The sequence below is a fragment of the Calidithermus timidus DSM 17022 genome, from assembly GCF_000373205.1.
Classification (GTDB): domain Bacteria; phylum Deinococcota; class Deinococci; order Deinococcales; family Thermaceae; genus Calidithermus; species Calidithermus timidus.
The window spans coordinates 136,929-162,613 of the sequence record NZ_KB890687.1; the positions used below are offsets into that span (position 1 = coordinate 136,929).

Genomic DNA, 25,685 nt, shown 5'->3' on the forward strand with positions numbered 1-25,685 from the left:
TGCAGCGTAAATGACCGCCTACAGCAAGAGGCCACTGTAGGCGGTCATCGCGGGAACCGCTCTAGCTACCTGAGCTCGAGCCGGTACACCGCACCCCGGTGGTCAAGCACATACAGCTCACCCTCGGCATCCTCGCCAAAGGAGCTGATGCTGTAGCCGGTCTCGAAGCTCCGGCTGACCACCCACTTACCCCCCTGCTCGGTGGCTACCCAAATGCGGCCCGAGCAGTAGTCACCGTAGATGTAGGCCCCCCTGAGGCTGGCCATCGCCCTCCCCCGGTAGCGGTACCCTCCCGTGATCGAGCAATCCTGAGAGTGGTCGTACTCCAGCACCGGCAGTACCAAGCTGCCGTTGTTGCAGTTGCTGGAGGGGTTATAGCAAGCGCTGCCCTCCATCAAGCGCCAGCCGTAGTTGAGGCCACCCTTACCCCTGGGCTCGAGGTCGACCTCCTCCCGCTGGTTCTGGCCCACGTCGGCGATCCACATGTCGCCGGTCTCGCGGTCGAAGCTGAAGCGCCAGGGGTTGCGCCAACCGTAGGACCAGATCTCCGGGCGAACCCCCTGGCGGCCTACGAAGGGGTTGCTGGGGGGGATGGCATAGGGCCTGCCGTTTTCCTCCTTGTTCACGTCGATACGCAGGATCTTGCCCAGCAGGCTGCCCAGGTTCTGCCCGTGGTTCAGCGGGTCTCCTCCACTGCCACCATCGCCCATGCCGATGTAGAGATAGCCATCCGGACCAAAGGCCAGTTGCCCGCCGTTGTGGTTGGCAAAAGGCTGCTCGATGACCAGGAGCACCCTGGCCGAAGCAGGGTCGGCCCGGTTGCCCTCGGCAGCCACCTTATAGCGGGCGATGACCGTGGCCCCATCGGGACTGCGGGTATAGTTGACGAAGAAAAAGCCGTTGTTCTTGAAGTCGGGATGGAACACCAGGCTCAGCAGCCCCCGCTCGCCGCAGCAGCTGATGCGGTTGCTCAGGTCCAAAAAAACCTCAGGACGCAACCTCCCCCCTTGGATCACCCGCACCTTGCCGGTCTGCTCGGTAACGAATAGCCGGCCCGAGCCGTCGGGGGCGTAGGTCAGAAAGGTGGGCCGCTCGAGATCCGAGGCCACCAACCTGAAGTTGAGGTTCTGAGCCTGAGCCAGCCCCAGCAGCAACAATACGAAAATCAGTTTTGGCATGGTCTTCAGTTTAGACAGTCTGCATGAGCTGTGGAGGAAAGAGTCCACAATCCCTCACAGGAGCGACGGGCTTTGTGCTACATGATCCATGGCTGACCTCGGTAAGCTTATGATTGTGCGAGGAGGGAAAAAAATGAAACGCAGAGACGTACTCAAAGCCGGATTGGCTACAGGCCTCGCGGCTGCGGGTCTAGGCCACGCCCAAGGCAACGGGGTCTTCCGCCTCACCATCATCCACACCAACGACACCCACGCCCACATCGACCCCGTGGAGCTCACCCTGGGGGGCCAGAAGGTCAAGGTCGGGGGCGTGGCCCGGCGCATTCGCCTGTACGATCAGCTGCGCTCTAGCGAACCCAACCCGCTGTTTTTGCACGCAGGCGACGTATTCCAGGGCACCCTCTACTTCACCCAATACCGCGGCCTGGCCGACCGCTACTTCATGCACCGCGAGGGCGTGCGGGTGATGGCGCTGGGCAACCACGAGTTCGACCTCGGCCCCGACGCGCTGGCGGCCTTCCTCGACGGCGCACGCTTCCCGGTGCTGGGTGCCAACGTGGATGTGAGCAAGGAGCCCAAGCTTTCCAAAGTGCAGCCCTACACCGTGGTGCGCGTGGGCGGCCAGAACATCGGCATCGTGGGTCTGACCACCCCCGACACCGCCATCATCGCCAATCCCGGCCCCACCGTCTCCTTCACCGATCCCGTCGCCGCGGCGCAGAAGGCCATCAACGAGCTGCTGGCGCGTGGCGTGAACAAGATCGTCATCCTCTCCCACTTGGGCTACCTGGCCGACCTCGAGCTCGGCAAGAAGATCGTGGGCGCTCAGGTCATCGTGGGCGGGCACAGCCATACCCTGCTGGGCAGCTTCGAGGCCAAGGAACTCCAGCCCGCCGGGCCCTACCCCACCATCGTCAAGAACCCCGAAGGCCGCGACGTGCTGGTGGTGCAGGCGTGGGAGTGGGGCAAGGTGGTGGGCAAGCTCAACCTCGAGTTCGACGACAAGGGCTTGCTGGTCGGCCACAAGGGCGAGGCCATTCTGGTCACCGAGCAGAAGTACCGTGAAGACCCCTACGCCGCCGAAGCGGTGCGGGTCTACTCCCTCCCCATTGCTGCCCTCAACGCACAGGTGGTGGCCCAGGCCCGCACCCTCCTCAACGGCGAGCGCACCGTCGTGCGCAAGCGGGAGAGCAACCTCTCCAACCTCATCGCCGACGGGATGCTGTGGAAGACCAAAGGAGCCAAGACCCAGATTGCGCTGCAAAACGGTGGTGGGGTACGGGCGACGATCCCCGCCGGCCCCATCACCGTGGGCAAGATCTACGAGGTGCTGCCCTTCGGCAACACCTTGGTGGTCATGGACCTCACCGGAGCCGAGGTGATCGCCGCGCTCGAGAACGGCGTCTCCCAGTGGGAGCAGGGCGCCGGGCGCTTCCTCTCGGGGGTGGCTGGGCTGCGCTATACCTTCGACCTGGCCAAGCCCGTGGGCAGCCGCGTGACCAAGGTCGAGGTGCTCAAGGACGGTCAGTACGTGCCCATCGACCCTGCCGCCACCTACCGCGCGGTGGTCAACAACTTCATCGCCACCGGTGGCGACGGCTTCGAGAGCCTCAAAAACGCCAAAGGCGCCCGCTACGACACCGGCTTCGGCGACGCGGAGGCCTTTTTGGAGTACGTGCGCAGCCTGGGCACCGTCGATGCCAAGGAGGAAGGCCGCATCACCATCCTCAACGAGCCCAGGGCCAGCCTCGAGCCCGCCCCCTATCAGCCCGACCGCCTCGCTCTGGCCTGAAGCTCCCACCCGTAAAACCTGGGGCTGTTGCCCCAGGTTTTGCTTTGCCAAACGAAGCGTGAACCCCGATTAATGTTCACTCACTACAATCCATTTTCGGCCTGTGCCACAATCTAGCCCATGTCGGCGCGTCTTATCGCCTATGTCCAGATCCAGCGCAGCCGGGCCATCCACCCGGATGAGATCCGTTCCCGCCTGCTCGCCAAGGGCTGGCCGCTACAAGAGGTCGAATCGGCCTTGCGGCTGACCGAACCCGATCCCGCCATGGCGACCTCGCACCCGCCGCACTGGATCTTCCGTCTGGGCTTCGCCAGCATCTTCCTGGTCAACAGCCTCAGCGCCCTGATTGACCCCAACACCTTCCTCAAGCTCATGGAGCGCAGCTTCCTGCGCCTGACCCCCTTGCCCCTCGAGCCCATGCTCTGGTTCATCGCCCTCAACGACCTGCTGACAGGAGCGCTGGTGTTGCTGGGTTGGAAAGGGCGTTATGTGTATATCTGGGCCGGAATGTGGATGCTGGCCGTCACCTGGGTCAAGCTGAGCACGTTGATTTGAGGCCGGCCACCAACGCGTGTTCGGCTCTCTGAGCACACCGCTACAATGGACGCGTGACTTACGAAGAGGCCGTAGCCTGGCTTTACGCCCAAACCAGGGCCGGCGGGCCGCGTGGCCTGAGCCGGGTGCGGGCGGTGCTCGAGCGGCTGGGTCATCCCGAGGAGCGCTTCGAGGCGGTCCACGTGGTAGGAACCAACGGCAAGGGCAGCGTGGTGGCCTTCCTCGAGGCCACCCTGTGCGCGGCAGGGGTACGTTACGGGGCCACCACCAGCCCTCACCTGATCGACTTTCGCGAGCGGATTCGCACCCAAGGGGGCCTGATCCCTGCGGAGGAGGTGGTGGACTTCGTGGAGTGGGCCAGGAAGCAGACCTTTCCCGAGCGCATCGCCTTCTTCGACCACAGCGTGGCCCTGGCCTTCGACCACTTCGCCCGTGCGGAGGTGGAGCTGGCCGTGGTGGAAGCCGGGGTGGGCGGGCTGCTCGACGCCACGCGGGTACTTCCGCGCGTAGCGCTCGTGATCCTGACCAATGTGGGAGAGGACCATCTGGAGGTGCTGGGGGGCTCGCTCGAGGCAGTAGCCCGTGACAAGGCCGGGGCCATTCGCCCGGGCGTGCCGGTGGTGACGGCAGCCGAGGGCGTGGCGCTGGAGATCGTGAGCAGAATCGCACGGGAGAAGGGCGCACCCTTGCATGTGCTCAGCGAAGACGACTCGCTCTTCGACCTACCCAGCCAACCCTCCCTGAGTGGGGCCTTCCAGCGGGTCAACGCCCGCCTCTGCGCTGCCGCCGCCCGCCTCCTGGGCATCCGCGAGGCAGCCATCGCCCAGGGGATCACCCAGGCCAAGCACCCGGGCCGAATGCAGCGCGTGGAGTGGCGGGGACTCGAGCTCATCCTCGACGGAGCCCACAACCCGCCCGCCGCTCGCGCCCTGGCCCAGGAACTCAGCGGCTACCATCTGGTGTACGGGGCTTTTCCCCGCAAGGACTACCGCCAGGTGCTGGAAATTCTGCTGCCAGGAGCCCGCTCGCTACGCTACACCAGCGCCGGGGCCGGGGCTTTGGACGCACTTACACTGAAAGCCGTGCACAGCGCGCCTTTTTTCGAGGATCCCCTGGAGGCCCTCGAGGACGCCCGCGCCGCCCGAAAAGGCCAGGAGCCGGTGCTGGTGACCGGCTCCTTATACCTGGTGGGTGAGGTGCTGAAGAGGCTGGGGGTTTACTGAACGAAGGGGCTGCCCTCGGCAATGAGCCGGCCCGAGGTATCGCGGAAAATCACCCGGTTGGGCCTGCCCGGAATCTGCAACACCAAGTAGGGGCTGGTGATGACCTGGGTCACGATCGCGCCAGGAGCAGGACTGATCAGGCTGACCGTGATCTCCCAGGTCGTACCCTGCTGACGGGCCGAGACGAAGCGCACCGAGTAGCCGCCCGTGGGCTTCTGGCCGATGAACAAGGCTGCCAGGCTGACCTCGTTGAAATTGACGTTGGGCGCGTCAGGCAGGAAACTGCGGAAACGCGAGTAAGCGATGGGGTTGGTAGCGACATAAGCCAGTGGCAGGGTATCGCTGTAGGTGCTCTGCGAACCCTGGGCCAACACCCTCACGGTAGGAGGTTCGGGGATCACGATAAGCTCCTGAGGTACGCCATACTGCACCGCCAGACCGACCTGGCGGTAGAGGAAAGGCCCAGGCTCCAGCCGCAAGCGCTGGAGGGGCGGGGTGATCTCGTAGAGCACCACCGGGCGGCCTCCGCGGCGGGCCAGGATCTCTCGCAGCAGCACCTGCTGCTCCGCCCCCGTCAGGCCCTCGAGCTCGGGGGTGCGGGCTTGGGGGTCGCTCACCACCTGGCGGCCCTCCTCCACCGAGGCGCTGAGCTGGTACCAGCTCGAGCCGTCGTAGTACCAGGCCGACTCGATATCCCGCTCAGCACGCAGTACCAATCTGCCCGAGGGAAAGGCGCTGAGGGTAAGCGCAACCATACGGCTCAAACGCGGAGCGACCTCGCGCCAGACCGGCTCCCCGTTGACCCACAAGGCATCCCTGACCTCCCAAATGTTGCTCTGCCCTACAGGCTTGGGCTCCAGGCGCAGGCTGCGCTGCTCGTTCAATACGAGCATGCTGTCGCCATAGAAGTACAGCCACCGCTCGCTGGACTCGGGGAAGAACATCTGCACGTCGGTCACGTTGTAATAAGGGCGCTGCGGCTCGAACACGCAAGCCGAAAGCCCCAGCACCAACAGCGGCACCGCGAGCCATCGCTTCATAATTTCATCCTAAGACTTAACGATGAGAAAAGCGCGTCAGCGTACCGATGGTCAATAGACAGGAGCACCTTGCGATCAGCGCCCCTACTTATTCGCCCTCGGGTCGAGCGCGTCGCGCAAGCCGTCGCCCAGCAGGTTGAAGGCCAGCACGGTGAGCAGGATGAAGAAGCCGGGGAATATCATCATCCAGGGTGCATCCAGCCAATGTCCCTGCCGGAAGGCGTCGGAGAGCATGGCGCCCCACTCGGGGGCCGGAGGCTGGGCGCCCAGCCCCAAAAAGCCCAGCGCAGCGGTCTCGAGCGTGGCCGTCCCGATGGACAGGGTAGCCTGCACGACCACCGGCGGCAGGGCGTTGGGCAGCAGGTGGCGCAGCAGGATGCGATGGTTGGGAGCCCCCAGGGCGTTGGCCGCCTGAATGAACTCCAGCTCCCGCACGCTCAGCACCACGCTGCGGGCCAATCGGATGTAGACGGGGATCTGCGTCACGCTCACCGCGATCATGGCGTTGGTCAGGTTGGAGCCCAGCACCGCCACGATGGCGATGGCCAGCAAGGTGCTGGGAAAGGCCAGCAGGATGTCGGTAATCCAGCCGATGAAGACCTCGAGGCTTCCCCGGAAGTAGCCTGCCACCAGGCCCAGCAGGGTTCCGATGCTCAGGCTCAGGCCCACCGCCACCAACCCCACCTGCAAGGAGATGCGACTGCCGTGAATGACGCGGGTGAACACGTCGCGGCCCAGGTTGTCGGTGCCGAAGAGGTGCTCGGCGGAGGGGGGCTTTTTGATGTTGAGGAAGTCGCGATCGACGGCGGGGTTGTAGGGTCTGATGAGCGGCGCGAGCAAGGCCAACAACACCAAAAATGTCGCCAGCGCCAGCCCAATCTTGCCCGAGGTCGACTTCATGAAGCGCTTGAGCGCCATGCGCGTGGGGGTTTCCACGCGCGAGGGAGCGGTTGCGGTTGCAGCCATGGGGACTCCTTATCGGTACTGAATGCGCGGGTCCAGGAGGGCGTAGGAGAGGTCTACGAGGAGGTTGATCAGCACGAAGACAAAAGCCACGAAGACCACCCCACCCTGCACCACCGGGTAGTCGCGGTTGATGATGCCCTCGTAGATCCAGCTCCCGATGCCCGGCCAACTGAAGATGGTCTCGGTCAGGATGGCCCCGCCCAGCAGGGTGCCAAACTGCAAGCCGATGATGGTCACCACCGGCAGCAGGGCGTTCTTGAGCGCGTGCCGCCAGATCACCACCCGCTCGGCCTGGCCCTTGGCCCGTGCGGTGCGCACGTAGTCCTGCGAGAGCACCTCGAGCATGGCGCTGCGGGTGATGCGGGTGAGGATGGCCAGGGGGATAGTGCCCAAGGTGAGGGCCGGGAGGACCAAGTGGGAGAGCACGTCGACGACAGCCTTGCGCTGGATGAGGGCGTCGAGCACGTAAAAGCCGGTGATAGGCCGGAAGAAGGCGTCGGCTTCAACCGAGAGCCTTCCACCCGAGGGCAGCCACTGGAGGTTGACGGCAAAGAGGTAGACCAACATCAGGCCCAGCCAAAACACCGGCAGCGACACCCCTACCAAAGCAAAGCTGGTCGCCAGGTTGTCCCAGATGCTGTTCTTGCGCACGGCGGCCAGGATGCCCAGCGGGACCCCGATGAGCATAGCCACCAGCATGGCCGAGACCGCAAGCTCGAAGGTCGCAGGCCACTTGGCCGCCAGCAGGTCGCGCACCTCGAGCAGGCTGAAGTTGCTCCTGCCCAGATCTCCCCGCAGAAGCTGACTCACGAAGATGACATACTGCTCGGGCAGGGGCCGATTGAGCCCCAGCTTTTCCCGCAGCGCCTCGATCTGCTCGGGCGTGCCCCGCTCGCCCAGCATCACCACCGCCGGGTCACCGGGGATGGCACGGAGAAAAGCGAATACCAGCAGCGAAATCCCAAACAGCACCGGGATCAAACCCAGCAGACGACGAACGACATAAGCCCACATGCATGCACCTGCCTGCCGATAATACCGAGCAGAGCACAACTTGTGAACCCCTGAGCTTCAGACTCAGGGGCAAGCCTTGGTTTCTTCTCCTGGATACACCGTACTTATACCAGATTCGGTTAGTTCGTCACCGAATGGTGACGCCGCCCCGCCAAGGCGGGGCGGTCAACCGTCAGGGAGGGGTGTGCTCTGGGATTCAAAAAGATAGCCTCTGGGTTTTGGTTTTGCAGAGTATATTTTTGCATCCGGTATTAGAGGGCGGGAGTACTCCCGCCCTCTGAGCCCCTCAAACGGTGTTTACAAACCGCTCTTGTCGACGTTCTCGAGGCTCTCGCTGCCCAGCGGCGAGAGCACCCAGCCGCTGATGTTCTTGCGCTTGGCGTTCAAGGGCTGGCTGTGAACGATGGGGATGCGCAGGGCCAGGTCGAAGACCATCTTGTCGGCCTGCTGGTAAATCCGGATGCGCTCGGCCTGGTTGGAAGAGCTCGAGCCCTTGGCCAGAAGGGCGTTGAGTTCTTTCACGTCGAGCGGCTTTCCGGCGCTGTCGAAGAGGTCGGTGATGGGCGAGGCAAAGTGGGGGTCGAAGAAGTTGGAGGGGTCGCCGTAGTCACCGGTCCAGCCCAGCATGTAGGCCTGGAAGCCGGGCGCGACCTTGCGGTCGTTGAGGTAGGTGGCCCAGTCCTTGGTCTGGAACTTGACCCTGATCCCGATGGCCGAGAGGTCGGCGCCCATGGCCTCGGCGATCTCCTTAGGCGTGGGGAAGTAGGGGCGGGAGACCGGCATGTACCAGAACTCGAGGTCGAAGCCGTTGGGGTAGCCCGCCTGGGCCAGGAGCTGCTTGGCCTTGGTGGGGTTGTACTCGTAGTCGGTCACTTCCGACGACCAGTAGGTCTTGAAGGAGCTGGGGGTGAAGTGGCCGTTGGTCTCGCCCAGCTTGCCCCAGAAGGCCTGCACGATGGCCTTCTTGTTGATGGCCATCGCGATGGCCTGACGCACGCGCACGTCGGAGAGGGGCTTGTAGGCGGGGTTGAGGGCCAGGTAGCCCACGTTGAAGGAGGGACGCAGGACCGGGTCGAGGTTGCGATCGGCCTCGATGGCGCCCAGGTTGGCCGGGGGAATCTGGATGGTCAGATCGATGGAGCCAGCCCTCAGCTCGGCCAGACGGGCAGCGGGGTCCTTGATGAAGCGCATCACCAGGGCGTCGGCCTTAGGAAGGCCCTGCCTCCAAAAATTGGGGTTCTTCTCGAGGATCAAGCGATCCCCCACCCGCCATTCCTTGAAGCGGAAGGGGCCTGTGCCCACCGCGCCACCCGCCGGAGTGCCGTATTTCGCGCCCTGAGCCTTGATGGCCGTGGGCGAGGCGATGCCGAAGTAGCCCGAACCGATGGCTACGGGGAAGTAGGGGATGGGAGCGCCAAAGTCGAAGCGGATGGTGTACTTGTCCACTACCCGTACGTTCTTGAGGAAGCTCTCGTTGGTACCCTTGTAGCCACCGAACAGCTCGCCCCAGATCTCGTAGTTGGCTCCGCCCTGGATGCGGGTGGGGTCTTTGGGATCCCACCAGCGGTTGACGTTGAAGAGCACGGCGTTGGCGTCGAAGTCGGTGCCATCGTGGAACTTGACGCCCTGGCGCAGGCGGAAGGTCCAGCTCTTGCCGTCGGGCGAGGCGAACCAGCTCGTAGCCAGCGCCGGCACGGGGTCGGTGGAACCGGGCTTGAAGTCTACGAGGGTGTCGTAAATCTGGCGCTGGGCGTAAATCGAAACCCCGTCGGTGATGTTGCCGGACTCGAGGTTGACCGGCTCCCCCTCGTGCCCGAACACCAAGGTCTTTTGGGCCAGACCGGCGCTCGCAAGGGCGCTAAGGGCCAAGGCCATCAGCCATTGACGTCTCATACCTCACACTCCTTTCACCACGTGAAACCCCCCGCTCCGCATCGCCATGGACGTGCAGGCGACGGAAGAGGCGTGGTTTGGACTACGCCAAGAGTATACACAGGGCTTGAGTAAAGGCAACTGCCCTCTCGGAGTTGCTACGATGGTGCCAGTGACCACTGCGCATGGAGGATCCAGGCATGGCTGAAGAAATCCGGCTCTTCTCTCCCCCCAAGCTCGAGACCACCGAGCGCCTGTGCGAGCCTTCGTTCTGGGACAAAGTCCGACGCTTCGCCCGCAAGGCAGGCCGCGAGGTAGTGGAAAAGGCATTGTGGCTGTATTACGCCTATCAGCGCCCGGAAACCCCACTCTGGGCCAAGCGCGCCATCCTGGGTGCCCTGGCCTACTTCATCCTTCCGGTGGATGCCATATCGGACATCCTGGTGGGGGTAGGCTACACCGATGACTTAACGGTCCTCACGGTCGCCGTGGGTACCGTCGCGGCCTACATCAACCCCGCTGTCAAGGAGCAAGCCCGGCGGAAAGTCAACGAGTGGTTTGGCGACCAAGAGGGCCAGCCCCTTTGACCCGCGCTCAAACCTTCCACCCTTCCCCGCCCCAACTCGGATACACGTAAAAACGACCCCGCTCCCCGCGCAGGTAGTCCAGCAGCGGCTCCCGCAGGGGGCGGTGTTCCTCGAGCTTCTGCGCCACTTCCTCGGGGCTGAAGAAGCGGGCTTCGACAATGTGTCCGTCGGGATCGCGGGGGTTGAGCAAGCCGTCGTAGCTGGCCCTGAAAGCCATGGCGATGGTGCGCTCAGCCTTGCGGGCATCCTCGATCTGCACGGCATAGGCCAGGTGTTCAATGCTGCGCACGCGCAACCCGGTTTCCTCGCGCACCTCGCGGGCTACGGCCTCCAGAAGGCTCTCCCCTGCCTCCACCGCGCCTCCCGGCAGGGTGTAGCGCACGTGGCCCCGGCGGTTCCAGTCGTTGGCAACCAGCAGCACCCTTCCCTGCTTGTCCAGCAGGATCGCCGCCGCTACCAGCAGCTCACGCCGCAACCCGGCGCTCATGGCGCCCCTCGTAAAAGGAGCCACGGGGTGAACCCAGCGTTCACCGTCATCGCTTCACCCCTTTCTAAACCCGCTCGGTCAAAGCTGCGAGCTGACGTTCCTGGTCGGCCCTGCGCAAGGCCGCGTGCAACTCGAAGAGGTCGCCGCCGATGACGGTGTGGAGGTCGTGGTTCTTATCCTCGCCCTCCAGGCGGTGGTCGGTCACGCGGGACTGGGGAAAGTTGTAGGTCCGGATCTTCTCGCTGCGCTCGCCAGTACCGATCTGGGCCAGGCGGTTTTCCCGCAACCTGGCCGCCTCCTCCGCGCGCTTGATCTCCAAGAGCCTCGAGCGCAGGATGGTCAGGGCCTTCTCCCGGTTTTTGATCTGGCTGCGCGACTCCATGCAGCTGACGATGATCCCGGTAGGCTTGTGCAGCACCTGCACCGCGCTGTCGGTGGTGTTTACACCCTGCCCTCCGGGTCCGCTGGCGCGGGAGACGGTGATCTCGAGGTCGGCGGGGTCGATCTTCACATCCACTTCCTCGGCTTCGGCCAGCACCGCTACGGTAGCGGTGGAGGTGTGGATGCGGCCTTGGGTCTCGGTGGCCGGAACCCGCTGAACCCGGTGAACCCCCGACTCATACTTGAAGACCCCGTAGGCTCCAGGCCCCCGCACCTCGAAGGAGATCTTGGAAAGCCCCCCCAGGTCGGTGAGCTGGGAGTCGAGGGTTTCAGTCTGGAAGCCCAGGCGCTGGGCGTAGCGCGTGAGCATCTCGTAGAGGTCGCGGGCAAAGAGCGCGGCCTCTTCCCCCCCCGTACCGGCGCGAATCTCGACGATGGCATTCTTTTCGTCGACGGGGTCTTTGGGCAGGAGCAGCACCTCGAGTTCCTTCTCCATCTGAGGGATGCGCTCCTCGAGTTCGGCTACCTCGGCCTTGGCCACCTCGCCCATCTCGGGGTCGAACACCAGGCTCCTGGCCCCCTCCAGATCCTCCAGGGCCTTCTTGTAGCGGCGGATGAGCTCGACGAGCGAGCCCATCTCGGCATATCGTCGCGACATGCGCTGGTACCGGGCCTGATCCGAGAGCACAGCCGGGTCGGCCAGGCTGGCCTCGAGCTGCCGATACTCATCTTCGAGTTGATTGAGCTTCTCCAACATATACCCCTCAGGATACCGCCACGCCCGCCGGGCGAGTATGCTTCGGATCAATGTCGATGACTGATGACCAAGCACTCCACGGGAAGCTTGCCAGCATGGCCGATTTCGGCTGAGGGGAAGCGCTCTAAACGCTGATGGTTGTGGCTTTGGCTACCGACTATCGACACATCCTGGTATGGTGAGTGCCGTCGTGACCGATCTGCTGCACCAGCTCGAGCAACGCTTCGGCCACCCGCTGCGGCCCCTGACCCAGGGGAGCGAGGCCCGTACCTTTGGCACCGACGGGCTGGTGTGCAAGATCTACGGTCCCAAGCCCGCCTGGCCCCACCAGCCCGCCGGGGCTTACGCGGCCCATCTCGAGGCCGCCAACATGAGCAAGGCCGGCCTGGGGACCTGGGTGGTCGAGGCCTTCGAGCTCGACGGACACGGCATCCTGGTCACCCGGCGCTTTCCCGGGCACAACTTCGAGCCTCAAAATTTCACACCGGAGGCGCTGAAGAGCCTGCAGGAGTTCTTTTGCCAGTTGCACCAGATCCCCGAGATGGGGGTGGTCAGCCGACAGCGGCTGGAGGCCCGGCTAGAGCAGTTTGGAGGTACCCTGCACGACCTCCGTGAAGCACAGGCGCTGGTGGAGCGACTGAAGGGGCAGCTCGAGGAGGTAGCGGGCACCCCACAGGCCTTTTGTCATCGCGATCCTCACGCGGGCAATGTCCTGCTGCGCGACCCCGGGGCGCTCCCTGGCGTTCCGGCGGCCTTCCTGGTGGACTGGGTGCGGGCCTGCCCCGACGACCCCGCCCGCGACCTAGCCATCCTCACCACCGGAACCCTCGACCTGCTGGGCGAAGAACAGGCCCTCGCGGCCTTGCGCTTCATCGTCCGGGGCTACCCCGACGCCGCCACGCTCTGGCCGCGCCTGCGCTTTTGGGTCCCCCTGACCTACCTGCACGACATGCACTGGTTCCGCACCAACGATCCAGGGGGCTTCGAGGCAGCAGTAGCCGAGAAAATGCCCAAGGCTCTGCGCTTTTACTGGGAGTTCCCCGAGCTCTAATACCGGATTCAAAAAGATAATCACCCAAACCAAAGACCTTCAGAGGCTATCTTTTTGAATCCCAGAGCACTCCCTTCGGTCGGGTCAGTTCGTTCCCATTCGGGAACGAACTGACCGAATCTGGTATAAGTACAGCATCGTAGAGACACCTGTACCCCGCAGTTCACCCCACCCTACCCTGGCAGGGAAGGGACAGCGCGAATCCGGTGCGACGGTGCACCAAGCGCAGTCCCCGCGAATAGCGTCTACAGCCGCATGCCCCAGCGACCATCGACTATCGACTCGAGCGGCATCAGTGTTACGATTTTCCAGATGAAGCTGACCGTCGTCGATCACCCGCTGGTTCAGCACAAACTGGCCATCCTGCGCGACAAGAATACCGGAAGCAAGGACTTCCGCGAGCTGATGGAGGAAGTTTCGATGCTCATGGCCTACGAGGCCATGCGAGACCTCGAGCTTGACCCCGTCACCATCGAAACCCCCCTCACCACCATGACCGCTCACATGCTCTCGGGCAAGAAGCTGGCCTTGGTAGCCATTCTGCGCGCCGGGTTGATCATGGTCGATGGCATCCTCAAGCTGGTCCCGGCGGCCAGGGTCGGGCACATCGGGCTCTACCGCGACCCACAGACGCTCAATCCGGTCGAATATTACGCCAAGCTGCCCGAGGACATCGGGGGCCGCCGGGTCTTCCTCACTGACCCCATGCTGGCGACCGCAGGCAGCGCAGTTCACGCCATCGATGTGCTCAAGAAGCGCGGGGCAACCCACATCAAGCTCATGAGCATCATCGCCGCTCCCGAAGGAGTGGCGCGGGTCGAGAAAGCCCATCCGGACGTAGACATCGTAGTCGCCGCCGTGGATGACTACCTCAACGACCACGGCTACATCGTGCCGGGTCTGGGTGACGCCGGAGACCGGATCTACGGCACGAAGTGACGCCAATGATCGATGGTCGATTGCCAAAGGGACGTAAGACGTACGACCCCTCGCGTTCGGCGAGCTACCAGCTATTCGGCCATCAGCGATAAGCTATTGGTCAGGTCATGATCGATTTTCTCAAGTCCATAGGGATTGCCCAGCCCACCGGCACGGGTTGGCTCACGGTGGTGTTCACCTTCCTGGTGGCCTGGGTCATCACCTGGCGCTTCATCCCCAGCGTGCGACGCTTCGCCCTCAAGGTGGGCTGGGCCGATGAGCCCAATGCCCGTCGCCTCAATAAAGAACCCCTGCCCAATGCCGGAGGGCTGGCGATCTATGCCGGAGTAGTCGCGGCGATGATCGTAGCCACCGCGCTCAACCCCATATTGATCCAGCAGGTACAGATTCAGGTGCTCGCCATCTTGCTGGGCGGATCGATACTGGTGCTGGTGGGCTTCATCGACGACCAGTTCAGCCTACCGCCGGTCTTCCGTCTGGTGGTGCAGTTTCTGGTGGCTTTGCTGCTGGTGGCGGTGGGCATCCGCTTCGACACGGCCTTCGGCACCGCGCTCGACCCCTTTCTGGGCACCTTCCTGACGGTCTTGTGGGTCATGGGTATCACCAACGCCATCAACCTCATGGACGGGGTGGACGGGCTGGCGGGGGGCATCAGCTACATCACCGCGATGAGCCTGTTGGCCGTCTCGGCACAAGACCCCCGCTGGGCTGCTGCGACGCTGGTGCTCGCCGCCATGAGCGGAGCGGCCTTGGGCTTCCTGCGGCACAACTTCCACCCCTCCAAAATCATCATGGGCGACGCCGGGGCCTACTTCTTCGGGTACGTGCTGGCCGCTACCGCGCTGCTGGGCAGCCTGAAAGTGACGACGGTGTTCTCCCTAGTTCCCACCGCGCTCTTCCTGCTGCTGCCCATCTTCGATACCGCGCGGGTGATCGTGCGTCGCTTGCTCCGGCGGCAAAATCCCATGTCCACGCCAGGCAAGGACCATATCCACCATATCCTGCTGGCCAGGGGCCTGTCGCAGCGGCGTACGACGCTGGTGCTGTGGGTACTGACGCTGGCCTTCAATATCCTCGCGATGATCGTTCAGCCCAGCGTGTCCCTAGCAGTGGTCGTTACCTCGGCGCTGGGAACCACGGCTTTGCTGGCCTTCACCGTCTGGCGCAAACTGCGGGCAGTATGGCGCGAGGAGAGACAGCTCGAGGGCCAGATCCCTTCAGCTTGAAAATCTCCCCGCCTCCAACCCCCAAAGCAAGGTTCACATGCCGTGGCTAGGGCTGCCAATCGTCTGGGCGCTCGCCCAGTCCCAACCGCCAGGCCACGCCCTGCGCACAGCGCTTGGCCGCCTGCCCGTCGCCGTAGGGGTTCTTGGCCGAGGCCATCCTTTTGCGCTCGGCTTCGTCGCCGAGCAACCCCGTGACCACCTGGTAAACCTTCTCGGGGTCGGTGCCCGCCAGTCGCAGGATACCCGCTTCCACCCCCTCAGGCCTTTCGGTGACGTTGCGCAGCACCACCACCGGCACTCCCAAGGCCGCTCCCTCCTCCTGCAAGCCACCCGAGTCGGTCACGATCAGCTCGCTCCTGCCCAGCAGCGCCGACATGGGGCCGTACTCGAGCGGGTCGGTGAGCCGGAAGTTGGGCACGCGTTCCAGCACCGGCCACACCGCCTCGCGCACCACCGGGTTGAGGTGGACGGGGAAGACGAAGGTGAAGTCGGGGTGGTCGTGGGCGGTTTTAGCGAGGGCACGGGCCAGGTCGCTCAGCACCTCCCAGTTTTCGCGGCGGTGCAACGTCACGGTCACCAGCTTGTGCTCCGGCACCCCTTCGGGCAGCTGACCCACCTTGGCGGCGTAGAGCACCGCGTCGATGCCGGTCTGGCCGGTGACCAGCACCTGCTCGGGGTTCTTGTGCTCGGCCAAGAGGTTTTGCTTGGCCAGGGGGGTGGGAGCTAGGTCGAGATCGGTGAGGGCATCGGTGAGGCGACGGTTGGCCTCCTCGGGGAAGGGCTCGGCCATGTTGAAGCTGCGCAGCCCCGCTTCCACATGGCCCACGGGGATGCGCTCGAGGAAAGCCGCCCAGGCCACCACGAAGGTGGTGAGGGTGTCGCCGTGTACCAGCACGTAGTCGGCCTCCAGCTCGCGCAGCGAGCGGGCCGCCTGGGGCAGGATGCGCGCGGCCAGCTCGGGCAGGGTCTGGCGCTCGGTCATCACGTCGAGGTTGCGCTCGGCTGGCACATTGAACAGCGAGATGGCCTGGAGCAGCTGCTCGCGGTGCTGCCCGGTGAGCAGCACCACGGGCTCGAGGCCGGGTATTTCCCGGAGGGCGTGGTAGACCGGGGACATTTTGGTGGCCTCAGGCCGGGTTCCAAAAGCGAGGACGACGCGCTTCATAAGCTTGTGCAAGTCTATCGCAATATCGTTTGGGCACCTGGCACCTTGCGTTTAGCCCAGACAGGCGCAGCGGTATTCGTGGAAAGCCGCTCTAGTTGCCAACCGAGCGCGGCTGGCCTTCTACCATGCGCGGCCAGGGGCGGCGCGAGAGCCACAAAGCCGAGAGCACCAGAAGCCCCGCGAGCACCAGGCTCGCCACGCGTCCACCCAGGCTGTCCATCAGTGAGCCGGTGAGGTAACCGCCCACCGGGGCCACCCCCAGCAGCACCATCGAGTAGACCGACATCACCCGGCCCCGCAGGCGGTCGGGCACCAGCAGTTGCACGGTGGTGTTGGCGTTGACCAGGGTGGTGATCATACCAAAGCCACAAATCGCCAGCGCCACGGCTACCCCCCACAGCGGCAGCGGCAAAAACAGCAGGGCCAGCGAGAGGGCCAAGATGCCCGAGCCCACCAGGGTACGGATGGGGCGGGCACGGGAGGTGAGGGCCTGAAGCAGGGCCGCCGCAATGGCGCCCACCCCCACTGCCGACATCAAGAAGCCGTAGCCCTGGGCATCGAGGCCCAGCACCAGCCTCGAGTAAGCCGGAACCAAGGTCTGAAAGTTCATGCCGAACAGGCTCGCCAACCCCACCGTCAGCACCACCTGCCGCACCAAGGGCTCATGCCACACGTAACGCAGACCCTCGAGGGCCTGCTGCAGGGCGCTGCCGTGAACCGGCTCGCTGCTGCGGCTTGCGGTCCGCAGCAGCAGCACCAGCATGATCACGAAGGAAAGAGCGTTGAGCAGGTAGGCCCAACCCAGCCCGAAGCCAGCGATGAGCAAGCCCGCTACCGCAGGACCGGTCACCCGGCTGACGTTGAAGCCGAAGGAGTTGAGGGCGATAGCCCCCGGATAGCGTTCCCGCCCGGCCAGCTCCACCGTGAAGGATTGCCGCACGGGCAGGTCAATGGCGTTGAAGGCGCCGTACGCAAAGGCAAATACCAGCACGTATTCGTAGCGAATGAGGTCGGTGAGGATCAGCAAGGACATCAACCCTGCCAGAAGCGCCATCCCACCCTGGGTGAGCAGGAGGAGGTTGCGGCGAGGGTAGCGGTCGGCCAGGACGCCCGCAGGCAGGGAGAGCAGCAGCGAGGGCAGAAACTGGCAGACCATCACCAAGCCCAAACGCTCGGCGCTGCCGGTGAGCTCGAGCACCAGCCAACCCTGAGCGGCGGCCTGCATCCAGGTTCCGAGTTGGGAGATGAACAGAGCGATCCAGTAGTTGCGGTATCGGGGGTCGCGCAGCAAAGCCAGTGCAAGCACGACCCAATGCTAAGCCACACCCCTCTCCCCGTGGCGGAGACAGGGCACATATCTCAGTACACCCGACTGAGGCGGTCGATCTCGAGGCGCGTATTGGTGAGGTGCACGCGCATAGCGGCCTCGGCAGCGCAGGGATTGCGAGCCTCGAGGGCCTCGACGATTTGACGGTGCTCTTGGTGGCCGCGCATGGTGTGAGCTGGACTGTGGGAAAGGGTACGGAAGGCCAGTTGCATCTCGCCAAAAAGCAGGGCGAGGATGCGGTGCAGCCGGGGGTTGCCGCTGCTTTGGCTGATGAGGGTGTGAAACTGCTGGTTGGTCTGGCTGTAGAGCTGGGGATTGTGGCTTTCGATGGCCTGGTGCTGCTGTTCCAGCACCGCCCACATCGCCCGCAGCTGCTCGGGGCGTATGCGCTGGGCGGCGAGTCGCACGGCGAGGGTCTCGAGTACCTCGCGAATCTCGTAGATCTCGCGGAGATCGCGCATGCTAAACTTGGCCACGACCACTCCCCGGCGGCTGCGCTCGACTGCCAGGCCCTCTGCGACCAACTGTAGGATGGCTTCGCGCACCGGGCTACGTGAAACACCCATCTGGCGAGCCAGTTCGGGCACGCTGAGCTTCTGGCCGGGAAGCAAGCGGCCTGCGAGGATAGCCTCGCGCAAGGTCTCCCGCACGGTATCGACCACGCGCTCGCTGGGGGGCAGCATAGGGAAGCTCATACAGGACACTCCGGCATCTTAGGGATCCATGCGAGAACAGCTGTGTTTGCATTTTACATGCAACATGCTTATAATCCACTCGCTAAGTTGCAAAGCTATGCAACGCTTCGCCTGAAGTATCGAGTGCAATCCTCGGTACAATCGCGAATCAACCCCGGAGGTGATCTTGTGAAACGAGTATGGTTGATCTTGGCTGCAGCGGTGCTGGCGGGCACTGCACTGGCGCAAAAACCCCGCGTGGTGATCCCCACGGGCAGCACGGGAGGGGTGTTCTTCTTCTATGGACAGGCCATTGCCAAGCTGCTGACCGAGTCCGGCGTGGCCGACGCCACCGCCCAGCAGACCGGCGGCTCGTACGATAACCTGCTGCTGTTGCGCGACCGCACCGACCCAGCTTCCAACACCTACTACTGCGCACTGGCCACCACCGACTCGGCCCTGGTGACCTACACCGGCCAGGAGCCGCGCTTCGCCCAGAGGAAGGCCGACATGCAGCGCATCATGTTCTACATGTACCCCAGCCTCATCCACATCGTCACCACCGAGCAATCGGGGATCAAGGTGCTGCAAGACCTCAAGGGCAAGCGGGTCTCCACCGGCCAGCCGGGCTCTTCGACCGAGAACCTGGCGCTGCTGGTGCTGCAAGGCGCCGGCGTCAAACCCGAGAGCTTCGCCAAGCGCGAGCGCCTGCCCGCCGCCGAGAGTGCCAAGGCGCTGGCAGAGGGTACCATCGACGCGTACTTCTGGGTCGGAGGCGTACCCACGGCCAGCGTGGTGGAGGTTGGACAGTCCTTAGCCCGCACCGGCAAGAAGATCCGCCTGATCCCCGTGACCAAGGACAGCACCACCGCTCAGCTTTTGCTCAAGCGCTTCCCCGGCATCGTCAGCACCGGCACGGTGCCCGCCAGCGTCTACGGCACCGCCGCCAACGTCCCGGCGCTGTTCACCGGCAACGTCTTCTTGTGCCCGGCCTCCATGCCCGAGGACCTGGCCGCGGCCATCGTGAAGACGGTGTTCGGCAACCTCAATACCCTGGTCACGGCCACGGCGGCGGCCCGGGACACTACCCTCAAGAACACCGTCGACCTCTACGCGGCCAAGACCATCATCCCCTTCCACCCTGGAGCCCTTAAGTACCTGCGAGAAGCAGGGGCTATCAAGTAAGCCTCTGTCCCCCAATTTGCCCAAGCTCCCTGCCTGTACCCCAACAGCCAGGGAGCTTTGCCCTAAAAGCCCAAATGAGTGAGGCGCTATGGAGCTAGCTCAAGACAGGTCAAGCAAGAGAACCCCCTTGGGGTGGGTGCTCTGGGGAGTGCTGCTGGCGGCTGCTCTGTACAGCATCTACCTGGTCATCCACCCCTTTACCCCGCTCTCGAAGGCGGACATTTCCATCCTGGACATCGTGCAGCTCGAGCGGGCCGTGCACGTGTTCTTCCTGATGTTCGCCGGCTACCTCATTACCGCCCGCCAGACCCCCCACAAGCGCACCCTGGGAAGCTGGGTCTTCGCCCTGCTGAGCCTGGTGTTTCTCTATACCTTCTGGGTACCCAACGTCACCGGGGTGAACATCCCCCTGGCCGGGAAGCTGGTGGGCACGCTGGCCTGGGCCCTGGCGGTGCTGCCGGCGCTGTTGCCCAACCTGGGGCGCGTCGCCGATATCCTGGCGGCCTTGCTGAGCATCGCCCCACTGTTCTACCAAATTCGCTTTTATGAGGAGCTGGTCTACCGTGCGGTAATTCCAGCGGGTTGGGACATGGCCATGTCCTTCAGCATCATCGTCTTGGTGCTGGGGCTGGTCTATCGCCTGCTGGGCCCGGTGATGCCCTCGTTGGTGCTGATCTTCCTGGCCTACAACCTCTACGGGCAGTACGTGCCCGGCACCTTCCGCGGAGCCAAGAACGGCATCGACCTGATCCTGGGCAAGACCTACAACGAGACCGAGGCGGGCATCTACGGCCTGATCACTGGAGTCTCGGCCAAGTACCTCGTCTACTTCACCATCCTCTCGGGCCTCATCGGGGCGCTGGGCCTTGGCCGCATCGTGGCCAACCTGGCTCTGGCCATGGTGGGGCGCACCCCCATGACCCCCGGGCGGGCCACCGGGATAGCCTCGGTCTTCATGGGCATGTTCAGTGGCTCAGGCGCTGCCGACACCCAGTTCGTAGCCACGCTGACCAAGCCACTATATGAGCGCGCAGGCTACGACCGAATGATCGGGGCAGGGCTAGTGGCTACCTCGGGCACCATCGCCCTCATCACCCCTCCGGTGCTGGGCAGCATCGCCTTCGTGATGGTGGAGATCCTGCAAATCTCCTACCTCACGGTAGTGATCATGGCCATCGGGCCCTGCTTGTTGTATCTGCTCTCAGTGCTAGCCTTCAACGAGTTCTACGCCCGCAAGGCCAAGCTGCCGCCGGTGGGGGCAGAGCTCGAGATGAGCCGCCGCCGCTACATCCTGCGCTACAGCACCATCTTTTTGCCCATCTTGCTCATCATCGTCATGCTCTACCGGGGTTTCGAGGTCAGCACAGCGGTAAGCCTGGCCATGCTGGCCTTCGTGCTCATCACCTACCTCGATCCCACCCTGCGCCCCAGGAGCCTCATGCCCATCCTGGACGGGTTGGCCGAGGGTTTCCGCCAGCTCATCCCCATCGGCACGGCCATCGTGGCCGCCAACCTGATCTTTGCCATGATGGTCATCACCGGGCTGCCCTCGAAGTTCTCGATCTTCCTAGGGCAGGTCTCGGGCGAGAGCCTGCTCCTGGCCACGGCGGTGACGGCGGTCTTCAGCCTGATCCTGGGCATGGGGATCCCCCCCACCGCCACCTACGTGCTCACCTCCTCCCTCACCGCCCCGGCCATCGTCAAGATCGCCGAGGCCAACGGGATTCCCTCCGGGGCTGCGCTGCTGGCGACCCACATGTTCCTCTTCTACTACGCGGTGCTCGCCGACGTAACCCCACCCGTAGCGCTCTCCGCGTACGCCTCGGCCTCGGTGTTCAAGACCAACCCGCTGGTCACCGGGATCTACGCCGCGCGGGTGGCGCTGTCGAAGTACCTGGTGGGCTTCTTCTTCCTCTTTGCCTTTGCGGGGACCGGGCTGCTGATCCTGCCGGTGCTGCAGGACGCCACGCTGGGACTAAGCCTGGCGCAGAAGTGGGGGATCATCGGGGAGCGCTTCCTCTCGGTGGGGGTGGGGATCATCTTCCTCTCGGCGGCCACGGTGGGCTACACCCGCCGCACCCTGCAGCGCTGGGAGAGCTGGGTGCTGGGCGTGCTGGGCGTGGCCTGCTTCACGCCGTACTGGTACGTCAACCTGGTGGCCGGGGGGCTGGGCCTGCTGTGGTTCTTCATCCTGGCGCGGCCCGAGCCCAGGACCGAGCCTTCGCAGCAGGCGGCGGACTAGGCTCCGTGTGGTCGTCGGTAGCCCATAGCCGGTCGCCGCTGGCCCGCGACGGTCACGGGCGCTTTCAACGACACCCGAGGGGGTAGCCGCCGCGCTGCCCCTTCGGCGTTGTGGTAGCTTCGAACCGAGATGGCCTCGCGCTCGCCCCAGCCCGCCCACCACCTGCTGGCCCAGCAGCTCAAGGAGCAGTTGCGGGCGCTCGAGCCCGGCTCCCGCCTGCCCACCGTGCGCGAGCTGGTCGCGCGCTACGGGGTGAGCCCGGTGACGGTGAACAAGGCGCTCAGCCAGCTCACGCAGCAGGGGCTGGTGGTGGTGCGGCCCGGCAGCGGGACCTACGTCGCCGAGCGCAGGCCCGCGCAGGAGGACTACGGCTGGCAGGAGGTCGCGCTGGGGCAGCGGTTCGACCCCACCGCGGGCATCCGCGACCTGATGGTGCCCGCCAAGGCCGGGATGATCCCGCTGGGCGAGGCCTACCCCGACCGCTCGCTCACGGCGCTGAAGGAGATCCAGGCCGCCACCCGCCGGGTGGCGCGGCGGCTCGAGGTGTGGGACTGGGCCCCCGCCGAGGGCCTGGAGAGCCTGCGCAGCGTGGTGGCGGGCGAGCTCGGCGCGGGCGTCACCTCGCGCGACGTGCAGATCACGCCCGGGGCACAGGCCGCCCTCTCGACGGTGTTCCGGGCGCTGGCCGCCCCCGGCAGCCCCGTCCTGATGGAGTCGCCCACCTACCCCGGGGCCGTGGGGGTGCAGCCCGACCTGCTGCAGGAGGCCTTCGCCAAGAGCGGGGCCCGAGTGTTCTACTGCCAGCCCCTGCACGCCAACCCCAGCGGCGCGATGCTTTCCCCCGAGCGCCGCAGGGCCGTGCTGAGGGTGGCCGAGGCCGCCGGGGCCTTCGTGGTGGAGAACGACTACGCCCGGGGCCTGACCTTCGAGGGCGAAGCCCCCCCGCCGCTGGCGGCGCTCGAGCCCGCCCGGGTGGTCTACGTGCGGCCCTTCTCCAAGACCACCGCCCCCGGCCTGCGCGTGGCCGCCGTGGTGGCCAAGGGCCCCGCGGGGTCGCGCATCCGCTCGCTGCGGGTGCTCGACGACCACTTCGTCTCGGCGCTGCTGCAGGAGGTGGCGGTGGACGTGCTGACCTCCCCCTCGCGCCGCGCCCACCTCCAGCGCCTGCAGGCCGAGCTGCGCCGCCGCCGAGACAGCGCCCTCGAGCACCTTCGTCAGGCCCTGCCCCAGCTAAGGCCCTGGCGCATCCCCACCGGCAGCGTGTTCCTCTGGCTGCGCCTGCCCGAGGGCTGGGACGACGCGGAGGTCTCGAGGCGGGCCATGCTCGCCGGGGTGCAGGTCTTCCCGGGCCGGATCTTCTTCCCCGGCGAGCCGTCGGGGGCCTTCCTGCGCCTGAGCTACGCCGCCGTGCCCCCCGAGGGCCTCGAGGAAGGTATCCACCGGCTGGCCGAGGCCCTGCGGGCTCGAGGCTGACGTGTTATCATTGGGCGCGAAATCCTGGAGTATCGTTACTCAAATACAGCGATCGGGGCTTTGAGCGTTACTCGTCCGGTTCGCGCAAACGCGGCCGAAACGCCGTGCTGCTCTGATGGAGTGTGGGATCGATGCTGAAGCGGACACTGGGGCTGGCGTTTCTGATCGGCGGGCTCCTGGCGGGGTTGGCCCAGGAGACCGGGCTCGGCGACTACAAGACGCGGCTGGTGCGCTACGCCACCGTAGACCGCGTCGACGGGCTCATCCGCGACATCTACATCGCGCCGGAGGCCCTCGAGGCCGTGCGGAAGGGGCAGCCGCTGCCGCCGGGAACGGTGGTGCTCATCGATCTGCACCAGGCCAAGCCCAACGGCCGGGGCGGCTTCGTTCGGGAGGGCGGCTTCTTCGTGCGGGCCTCCGACGAGTCCTACGTGCACACCATGACCCGGCTCGAGGGTCAGGACAGCCTCACCTCCTGGCGCTTCGGGGCCTTCGACCCCCGGACGGGTGAGCTCGAGCCCGGCGCGGAGGTGCCCGGCGACTGCCTGGAGTGCCACCGCACCGCCCTGACCACCGAGATGCTCTTCAGCTACCCCCAGCTCCAGGCCTTCGCCCGCAGCGGCGAGGTGCAGCGCAGCTTCTGCAAACAGCCCGGCCGCCAGCTCTTCTAGAGCGAAAGGAGAACCATGCGCACACCCTTCTTCCTAGCCTCCGGCCTGCTCGCCCTGGCCTCGCTCGCCGCCGCCGCGCCCACGCTGGTCAACTTCGACCCCGCGCAGGACGCGGTGCAGCCCTCGCTCGACCTCGACCGGCAGGGCCGCCCGGTGGTGGCCTGGGTCGAGAGGACCGGCGGGGTCTACAAGGCCTACGTGCGCCGCTGGGAGGGCACCGGCTGGAAGCGGCTGGGCGGGGCGCTCAACCGCGAGGCCGCCTGGAACGCCTCCTACGCGCTGGTGCGCGTGGGCCCCGACGGCCAGCCGGTGGCCGCCTGGACCGAAAAGAACCCGGTGTTCCAGGGCAAGCTCGCGGGCAACGGCAAGCTCTACGCCGCGCGCTGGGACGGCCAGGCCTGGCAGGCGCTGGGCGACTCCCCCAGCAACAGCCCCCTCACCACCTCCGACATCCCCCGCATGGCCCTCGACCCGCAGGGCAACCCCTACCTGCAGTGGAGCGAGATGACCCCCGACTTCAACGGCGACAGCGTGTACGTCGAGCGCTGGACCGGCCTCGAGTGGCAGACGGTGGACAACGGCTCCCTCAGCAGCGACATCAGCGGCTCGTCGCGCTCGAGGGACATCGCGGTGAACTCCAAGGGCCAGACCGTGCTGGCCTGGAGCATCCAGCTCTACAAGGAGGGCGAGGGGCCGCTGGGGTTCAACGTGTACGCGGGCACCTGGGGCGGCAAGAGCTGGATCCCCTTCGGCAACTCGCTCAACGCCGACCCCTACAACTACGCCGCCGGGGTCTCCATCTCCATCGACCGCCAGGACCGCCCGGTGGTGGCCTACCACGAGGCTGGGGGCGGCAAGGGCTACAACGTCTACGTCAAGCGCTGGGAGGGCAAACGCTGGGTGCAGTTCGGTCAGAGCGTCAACGCCCTCAGCGGCGGCGGTTCCCAGCCCAAGGTGGTGCTCGACGCCAGGGGCAACCCGGTGGTGGGCTGGCTGGAGAACGCGGGGCGGCTCGAGCTGCGCGTGGCGCGCTGGAACGGCAAACAGTGGGTACGCCTGGGCCCGGCGGTGAGCACCAACGAAGCCGCGGCCTTCTCGCTGGCGATGGGCCCCGACGACCGGCCCCTCGTGGCGTGGCACGAGGGCAAGGACGGGCAGCGCAAGGTGTTCGTGGCGCGGTGGAGCGGGAAGGCGTGGGCGGGGCTGTAGAGCTGTAGACGGGCCGATGACACCAGGCGGAGGTCGTAGGTCTCTTAATCGCCCTCACCCCTTCCAACCCCGTAAGGCGTAGTACAGCAGCACCAGGGGCTCGCGGAGGAAGGCGGGTAGGTTCTGTGGGCAGTGGGGGGAAGGGGCGAGGGCGAACTCGAGCCCCAACCGGCGGGCCATCAGGGCGGCCCTGGGGAGGTGGAAGGGCTCACTCACGATCACTACGGTCTTCCAGCCGCGCTGTTCCATGAGCTGCTGGGTGAAACGGAGGTTCTGATAGGTGGAGCGGGCTTTGGGCTCGAGCACGATCTGCTCCGAGGGCAAACCCAATCGCCCCGCGATCGAGGACATGGCCTCGGCCTCGATGGCACCGTCTTCAGGGTCCACCCCACCCGAGAGCACCAACCAGCGGGCCCAGCCCTGCCGCACCACCTCGACCCCCTCCTCCACTCGCTTTACCAAGCAGGGGTTGAGCTGCCCGCCTTGATAGACCCTCGAGCCCAGCACCAGCGCCACGTCGGCCTGCTGAAGGGTGCTGCGATCCATGTTGCGCACGATGTAGCCCAAGGCGGCCAGGTAAGCGGCAACACCTAGCCCCAGCACGATCAGCACAGCGATCCCAACCCGGCGATGCATCCTTTCCAGGCTACCGGCTTCCTATGAGCGACGGA

The 25,685-nt window shown here is 65.3% G+C and carries 23 protein-coding genes; 12 read left to right on the top strand and 11 right to left on the bottom strand.

The features are described 5' to 3' along the window. Nucleotides 1-65 precede the first annotated feature (65 nt). Nucleotides 66-1,178, bottom strand: coding sequence for a PQQ-dependent sugar dehydrogenase (locus tag B047_RS0100660; RefSeq protein ID WP_018465033.1), 1,113 nt, complete (start codon nucleotides 1,176-1,178; stop codon nucleotides 66-68). A gap of 133 nt (nucleotides 1,179-1,311) precedes the next feature. On the opposite strand from B047_RS0100660, the gene B047_RS0100665 reads away from it, so the two are divergent. The 3 genes from B047_RS0100665 (at nucleotide 1,312) to B047_RS0100675 (ending at nucleotide 4,748) form a co-directional block, all read left to right on the top strand. Next, nucleotides 1,312-2,970 carry a bifunctional metallophosphatase/5'-nucleotidase gene (locus tag B047_RS0100665; protein ID WP_018465034.1) on the top strand — a complete coding sequence of 553 codons (1,659 nt, stop codon included), beginning with the start codon at nucleotides 1,312-1,314 and terminating at the stop codon, nucleotides 2,968-2,970. A gap of 120 nt (nucleotides 2,971-3,090) precedes the next feature. Then, nucleotides 3,091-3,525, top strand: a complete 435-nt coding sequence (locus B047_RS0100670) for a hypothetical protein (RefSeq protein WP_018465035.1) — start codon at nucleotides 3,091-3,093, stop codon at nucleotides 3,523-3,525. A 53-nt stretch (nucleotides 3,526-3,578) separates the two neighbouring features. Continuing rightward, nucleotides 3,579-4,748: a bifunctional folylpolyglutamate synthase/dihydrofolate synthase gene (locus tag B047_RS0100675; RefSeq protein ID WP_018465036.1), complete on the top strand. Its 1,170-nt coding sequence runs from the start codon at nucleotides 3,579-3,581 to the stop codon at nucleotides 4,746-4,748. On the opposite strand, the gene B047_RS0100680 is transcribed toward B047_RS0100675, so the two are convergent. The 4 genes from B047_RS0100680 to B047_RS0100695 form a co-directional block, all read right to left on the bottom strand. Next, a complete protein-coding gene (locus B047_RS0100680) occupies nucleotides 4,742-5,788 on the bottom strand; it encodes a protease complex subunit PrcB family protein (RefSeq protein WP_018465037.1) in 1,047 nt (348 codons plus the stop codon). The two genes, B047_RS0100675 and B047_RS0100680, sit on opposite strands and share 7 nt — an antisense overlap. Nucleotides 5,789-5,872: 84 nt before the next feature. Beyond that, nucleotides 5,873-6,754, bottom strand: a complete 882-nt coding sequence (locus B047_RS0100685; protein ID WP_245533665.1) for an ABC transporter permease — start codon at nucleotides 6,752-6,754, stop codon at nucleotides 5,873-5,875. A gap of 9 nt (nucleotides 6,755-6,763) precedes the next feature. After that, nucleotides 6,764-7,768, bottom strand: a complete 1,005-nt coding sequence (locus B047_RS0100690; RefSeq protein ID WP_018465039.1) for an ABC transporter permease — start codon at nucleotides 7,766-7,768, stop codon at nucleotides 6,764-6,766. A 297-nt stretch (nucleotides 7,769-8,065) separates the two neighbouring features. Continuing rightward, the gene (locus B047_RS0100695; RefSeq protein WP_026234450.1) at nucleotides 8,066-9,661 is read right to left on the bottom strand and encodes an ABC transporter substrate-binding protein; all 1,596 of its coding nucleotides are present in this window, start codon (nucleotides 9,659-9,661) and stop codon (nucleotides 8,066-8,068) included. Between the two features lie 179 nt (nucleotides 9,662-9,840). Between B047_RS0100695 and B047_RS0100700 the strand changes: the two genes are divergently transcribed. Next, complete coding sequence (locus B047_RS0100700) at nucleotides 9,841-10,227, top strand: YkvA family protein (protein ID WP_040778947.1); 387 nt, start codon at nucleotides 9,841-9,843, stop codon at nucleotides 10,225-10,227. Between the two features lie 7 nt (nucleotides 10,228-10,234). On the opposite strand, the gene B047_RS0100705 is transcribed toward B047_RS0100700, so the two are convergent. Continuing rightward, nucleotides 10,235-10,702: an NUDIX hydrolase gene (locus B047_RS0100705; protein WP_026234452.1), complete on the bottom strand. Its 468-nt coding sequence runs from the start codon at nucleotides 10,700-10,702 to the stop codon at nucleotides 10,235-10,237. Nucleotides 10,703-10,778: 76 nt separating this feature from the next. Next, nucleotides 10,779-11,852, bottom strand: a complete 1,074-nt coding sequence (gene prfA, locus B047_RS0100710; protein WP_018465043.1) for a peptide chain release factor 1 — start codon at nucleotides 11,850-11,852, stop codon at nucleotides 10,779-10,781. Between the two features lie 175 nt (nucleotides 11,853-12,027). Here prfA and B047_RS0100715 point away from each other — a divergent pair, with 175 nt between their 5' ends. The 3 genes from B047_RS0100715 to B047_RS0100725 all read left to right on the top strand — a co-directional run bounded on the left by B047_RS0100715 (nucleotide 12,028) and on the right by B047_RS0100725 (nucleotide 15,068). Continuing rightward, on the top strand, nucleotides 12,028-12,903 hold the full coding sequence (locus B047_RS0100715) for a phosphotransferase family protein (RefSeq protein ID WP_018465044.1): 876 nt from the start codon (nucleotides 12,028-12,030) through the stop codon (nucleotides 12,901-12,903). Nucleotides 12,904-13,215: 312 nt separating this feature from the next. Beyond that, a complete protein-coding gene (upp, locus tag B047_RS0100720; RefSeq protein ID WP_018465045.1) occupies nucleotides 13,216-13,842 on the top strand; it encodes a uracil phosphoribosyltransferase in 627 nt (208 codons plus the stop codon). A gap of 107 nt (nucleotides 13,843-13,949) precedes the next feature. Then, entirely contained in the window at nucleotides 13,950-15,068 is a 1,119-nt protein-coding gene (locus tag B047_RS0100725; protein WP_018465046.1) for an MraY family glycosyltransferase, read from the top strand. A 46-nt stretch (nucleotides 15,069-15,114) separates the two neighbouring features. On the opposite strand, the gene wecB is transcribed toward B047_RS0100725, so the two are convergent. The 3 genes from wecB to B047_RS15950 all read right to left on the bottom strand — a co-directional run bounded on the left by wecB (nucleotide 15,115) and on the right by B047_RS15950 (nucleotide 18,243). Then, nucleotides 15,115-16,233 carry a non-hydrolyzing UDP-N-acetylglucosamine 2-epimerase gene (gene wecB, locus B047_RS0100730; protein WP_018465047.1) on the bottom strand — a complete coding sequence of 373 codons (1,119 nt, stop codon included), beginning with the start codon at nucleotides 16,231-16,233 and terminating at the stop codon, nucleotides 15,115-15,117. 91 nt (nucleotides 16,234-16,324) lie between these two features. Further along, nucleotides 16,325-17,539 carry an MFS transporter gene (locus B047_RS0100735; protein ID WP_018465048.1) on the bottom strand — a complete coding sequence of 405 codons (1,215 nt, stop codon included), beginning with the start codon at nucleotides 17,537-17,539 and terminating at the stop codon, nucleotides 16,325-16,327. Between the two features lie 53 nt (nucleotides 17,540-17,592). Then, complete coding sequence (locus B047_RS15950; protein WP_211209112.1) at nucleotides 17,593-18,243, bottom strand: GntR family transcriptional regulator; 651 nt, start codon at nucleotides 18,241-18,243, stop codon at nucleotides 17,593-17,595. A gap of 180 nt (nucleotides 18,244-18,423) precedes the next feature. Here B047_RS15950 and B047_RS0100745 point away from each other — a divergent pair, with 180 nt between their 5' ends. The 5 genes from B047_RS0100745 (at nucleotide 18,424) to B047_RS0100765 (ending at nucleotide 25,014) form a co-directional block, all read left to right on the top strand. Continuing rightward, nucleotides 18,424-19,419 (top strand): TAXI family TRAP transporter solute-binding subunit, encoded by a 996-nt coding sequence (locus B047_RS0100745; RefSeq protein ID WP_026234454.1) that lies wholly within the window; start codon nucleotides 18,424-18,426, stop codon nucleotides 19,417-19,419. An 88-nt stretch (nucleotides 19,420-19,507) separates the two neighbouring features. Next, complete coding sequence (locus B047_RS0100750; RefSeq protein ID WP_018465051.1) at nucleotides 19,508-21,661, top strand: TRAP transporter permease; 2,154 nt, start codon at nucleotides 19,508-19,510, stop codon at nucleotides 21,659-21,661. A gap of 129 nt (nucleotides 21,662-21,790) precedes the next feature. Then, complete coding sequence (locus B047_RS0100755; protein WP_018465052.1) at nucleotides 21,791-23,134, top strand: aminotransferase-like domain-containing protein; 1,344 nt, start codon at nucleotides 21,791-21,793, stop codon at nucleotides 23,132-23,134. 131 nt (nucleotides 23,135-23,265) lie between these two features. Continuing rightward, the gene (locus B047_RS0100760) at nucleotides 23,266-23,805 is read left to right on the top strand and encodes a cytochrome P460 family protein (RefSeq protein WP_018465053.1); all 540 of its coding nucleotides are present in this window, start codon (nucleotides 23,266-23,268) and stop codon (nucleotides 23,803-23,805) included. A gap of 15 nt (nucleotides 23,806-23,820) precedes the next feature. Continuing rightward, nucleotides 23,821-25,014, top strand: coding sequence for a hypothetical protein (locus B047_RS0100765; protein ID WP_018465054.1), 1,194 nt, complete (start codon nucleotides 23,821-23,823; stop codon nucleotides 25,012-25,014). Nucleotides 25,015-25,068: 54 nt separating this feature from the next. Here B047_RS0100765 and B047_RS15955 read toward each other — a convergent pair whose 3' ends face one another. Then, on the bottom strand, nucleotides 25,069-25,650 hold the full coding sequence (locus B047_RS15955; protein WP_018465055.1) for a YdcF family protein: 582 nt from the start codon (nucleotides 25,648-25,650) through the stop codon (nucleotides 25,069-25,071). Between the last annotated feature and the right edge of the window lie 35 nt (nucleotides 25,651-25,685).

What these genes read in the sequence shown, in the direction of transcription:
- B047_RS15950 (WP_211209112.1), bottom strand. Translation starts at nt 18,243, where the DNA reads ATGCTGCCCCCCAGCGAGCGCGTGGTCGATACCGTGCGGGAGACCTTG.
- B047_RS0100750 (WP_018465051.1), top strand. Translation starts at nt 19,508, where the DNA reads ATGGAGCTAGCTCAAGACAGGTCAAGCAAGAGAACCCCCTTGGGGTGG.
- B047_RS15955 (WP_018465055.1), bottom strand. Translation starts at nt 25,650, where the DNA reads ATGCATCGCCGGGTTGGGATCGCTGTGCTGATCGTGCTGGGGCTAGGT.
- B047_RS0100755 (WP_018465052.1), top strand. Translation starts at nt 21,791, where the DNA reads ATGGCCTCGCGCTCGCCCCAGCCCGCCCACCACCTGCTGGCCCAGCAG.
- B047_RS0100685 (WP_245533665.1), bottom strand. Translation starts at nt 6,754, where the DNA reads ATGGCTGCAACCGCAACCGCTCCCTCGCGCGTGGAAACCCCCACGCGC.
- wecB (WP_018465047.1), bottom strand. Translation starts at nt 16,233, where the DNA reads ATGAAGCGCGTCGTCCTCGCTTTTGGAACCCGGCCTGAGGCCACCAAA.
- B047_RS0100660 (WP_018465033.1), bottom strand. Translation starts at nt 1,178, where the DNA reads ATGCCAAAACTGATTTTCGTATTGTTGCTGCTGGGGCTGGCTCAGGCT.
- B047_RS0100760 (WP_018465053.1), top strand. Translation starts at nt 23,266, where the DNA reads ATGCTGAAGCGGACACTGGGGCTGGCGTTTCTGATCGGCGGGCTCCTG.
- prfA (WP_018465043.1), bottom strand. Translation starts at nt 11,852, where the DNA reads ATGTTGGAGAAGCTCAATCAACTCGAAGATGAGTATCGGCAGCTCGAG.
- upp (WP_018465045.1), top strand. Translation starts at nt 13,216, where the DNA reads ATGAAGCTGACCGTCGTCGATCACCCGCTGGTTCAGCACAAACTGGCC.
- B047_RS0100695 (WP_026234450.1), bottom strand. Translation starts at nt 9,661, where the DNA reads ATGAGACGTCAATGGCTGATGGCCTTGGCCCTTAGCGCCCTTGCGAGC.
- B047_RS0100665 (WP_018465034.1), top strand. Translation starts at nt 1,312, where the DNA reads ATGAAACGCAGAGACGTACTCAAAGCCGGATTGGCTACAGGCCTCGCG.
- B047_RS0100680 (WP_018465037.1), bottom strand. Translation starts at nt 5,788, where the DNA reads ATGAAGCGATGGCTCGCGGTGCCGCTGTTGGTGCTGGGGCTTTCGGCT.
- B047_RS0100765 (WP_018465054.1), top strand. Translation starts at nt 23,821, where the DNA reads ATGCGCACACCCTTCTTCCTAGCCTCCGGCCTGCTCGCCCTGGCCTCG.
- B047_RS0100715 (WP_018465044.1), top strand. Translation starts at nt 12,028, where the DNA reads ATGGTGAGTGCCGTCGTGACCGATCTGCTGCACCAGCTCGAGCAACGC.
- B047_RS0100725 (WP_018465046.1), top strand. Translation starts at nt 13,950, where the DNA reads ATGATCGATTTTCTCAAGTCCATAGGGATTGCCCAGCCCACCGGCACG.
- B047_RS0100670 (WP_018465035.1), top strand. Translation starts at nt 3,091, where the DNA reads ATGTCGGCGCGTCTTATCGCCTATGTCCAGATCCAGCGCAGCCGGGCC.
- B047_RS0100700 (WP_040778947.1), top strand. Translation starts at nt 9,841, where the DNA reads ATGGCTGAAGAAATCCGGCTCTTCTCTCCCCCCAAGCTCGAGACCACC.
- B047_RS0100690 (WP_018465039.1), bottom strand. Translation starts at nt 7,768, where the DNA reads ATGTGGGCTTATGTCGTTCGTCGTCTGCTGGGTTTGATCCCGGTGCTG.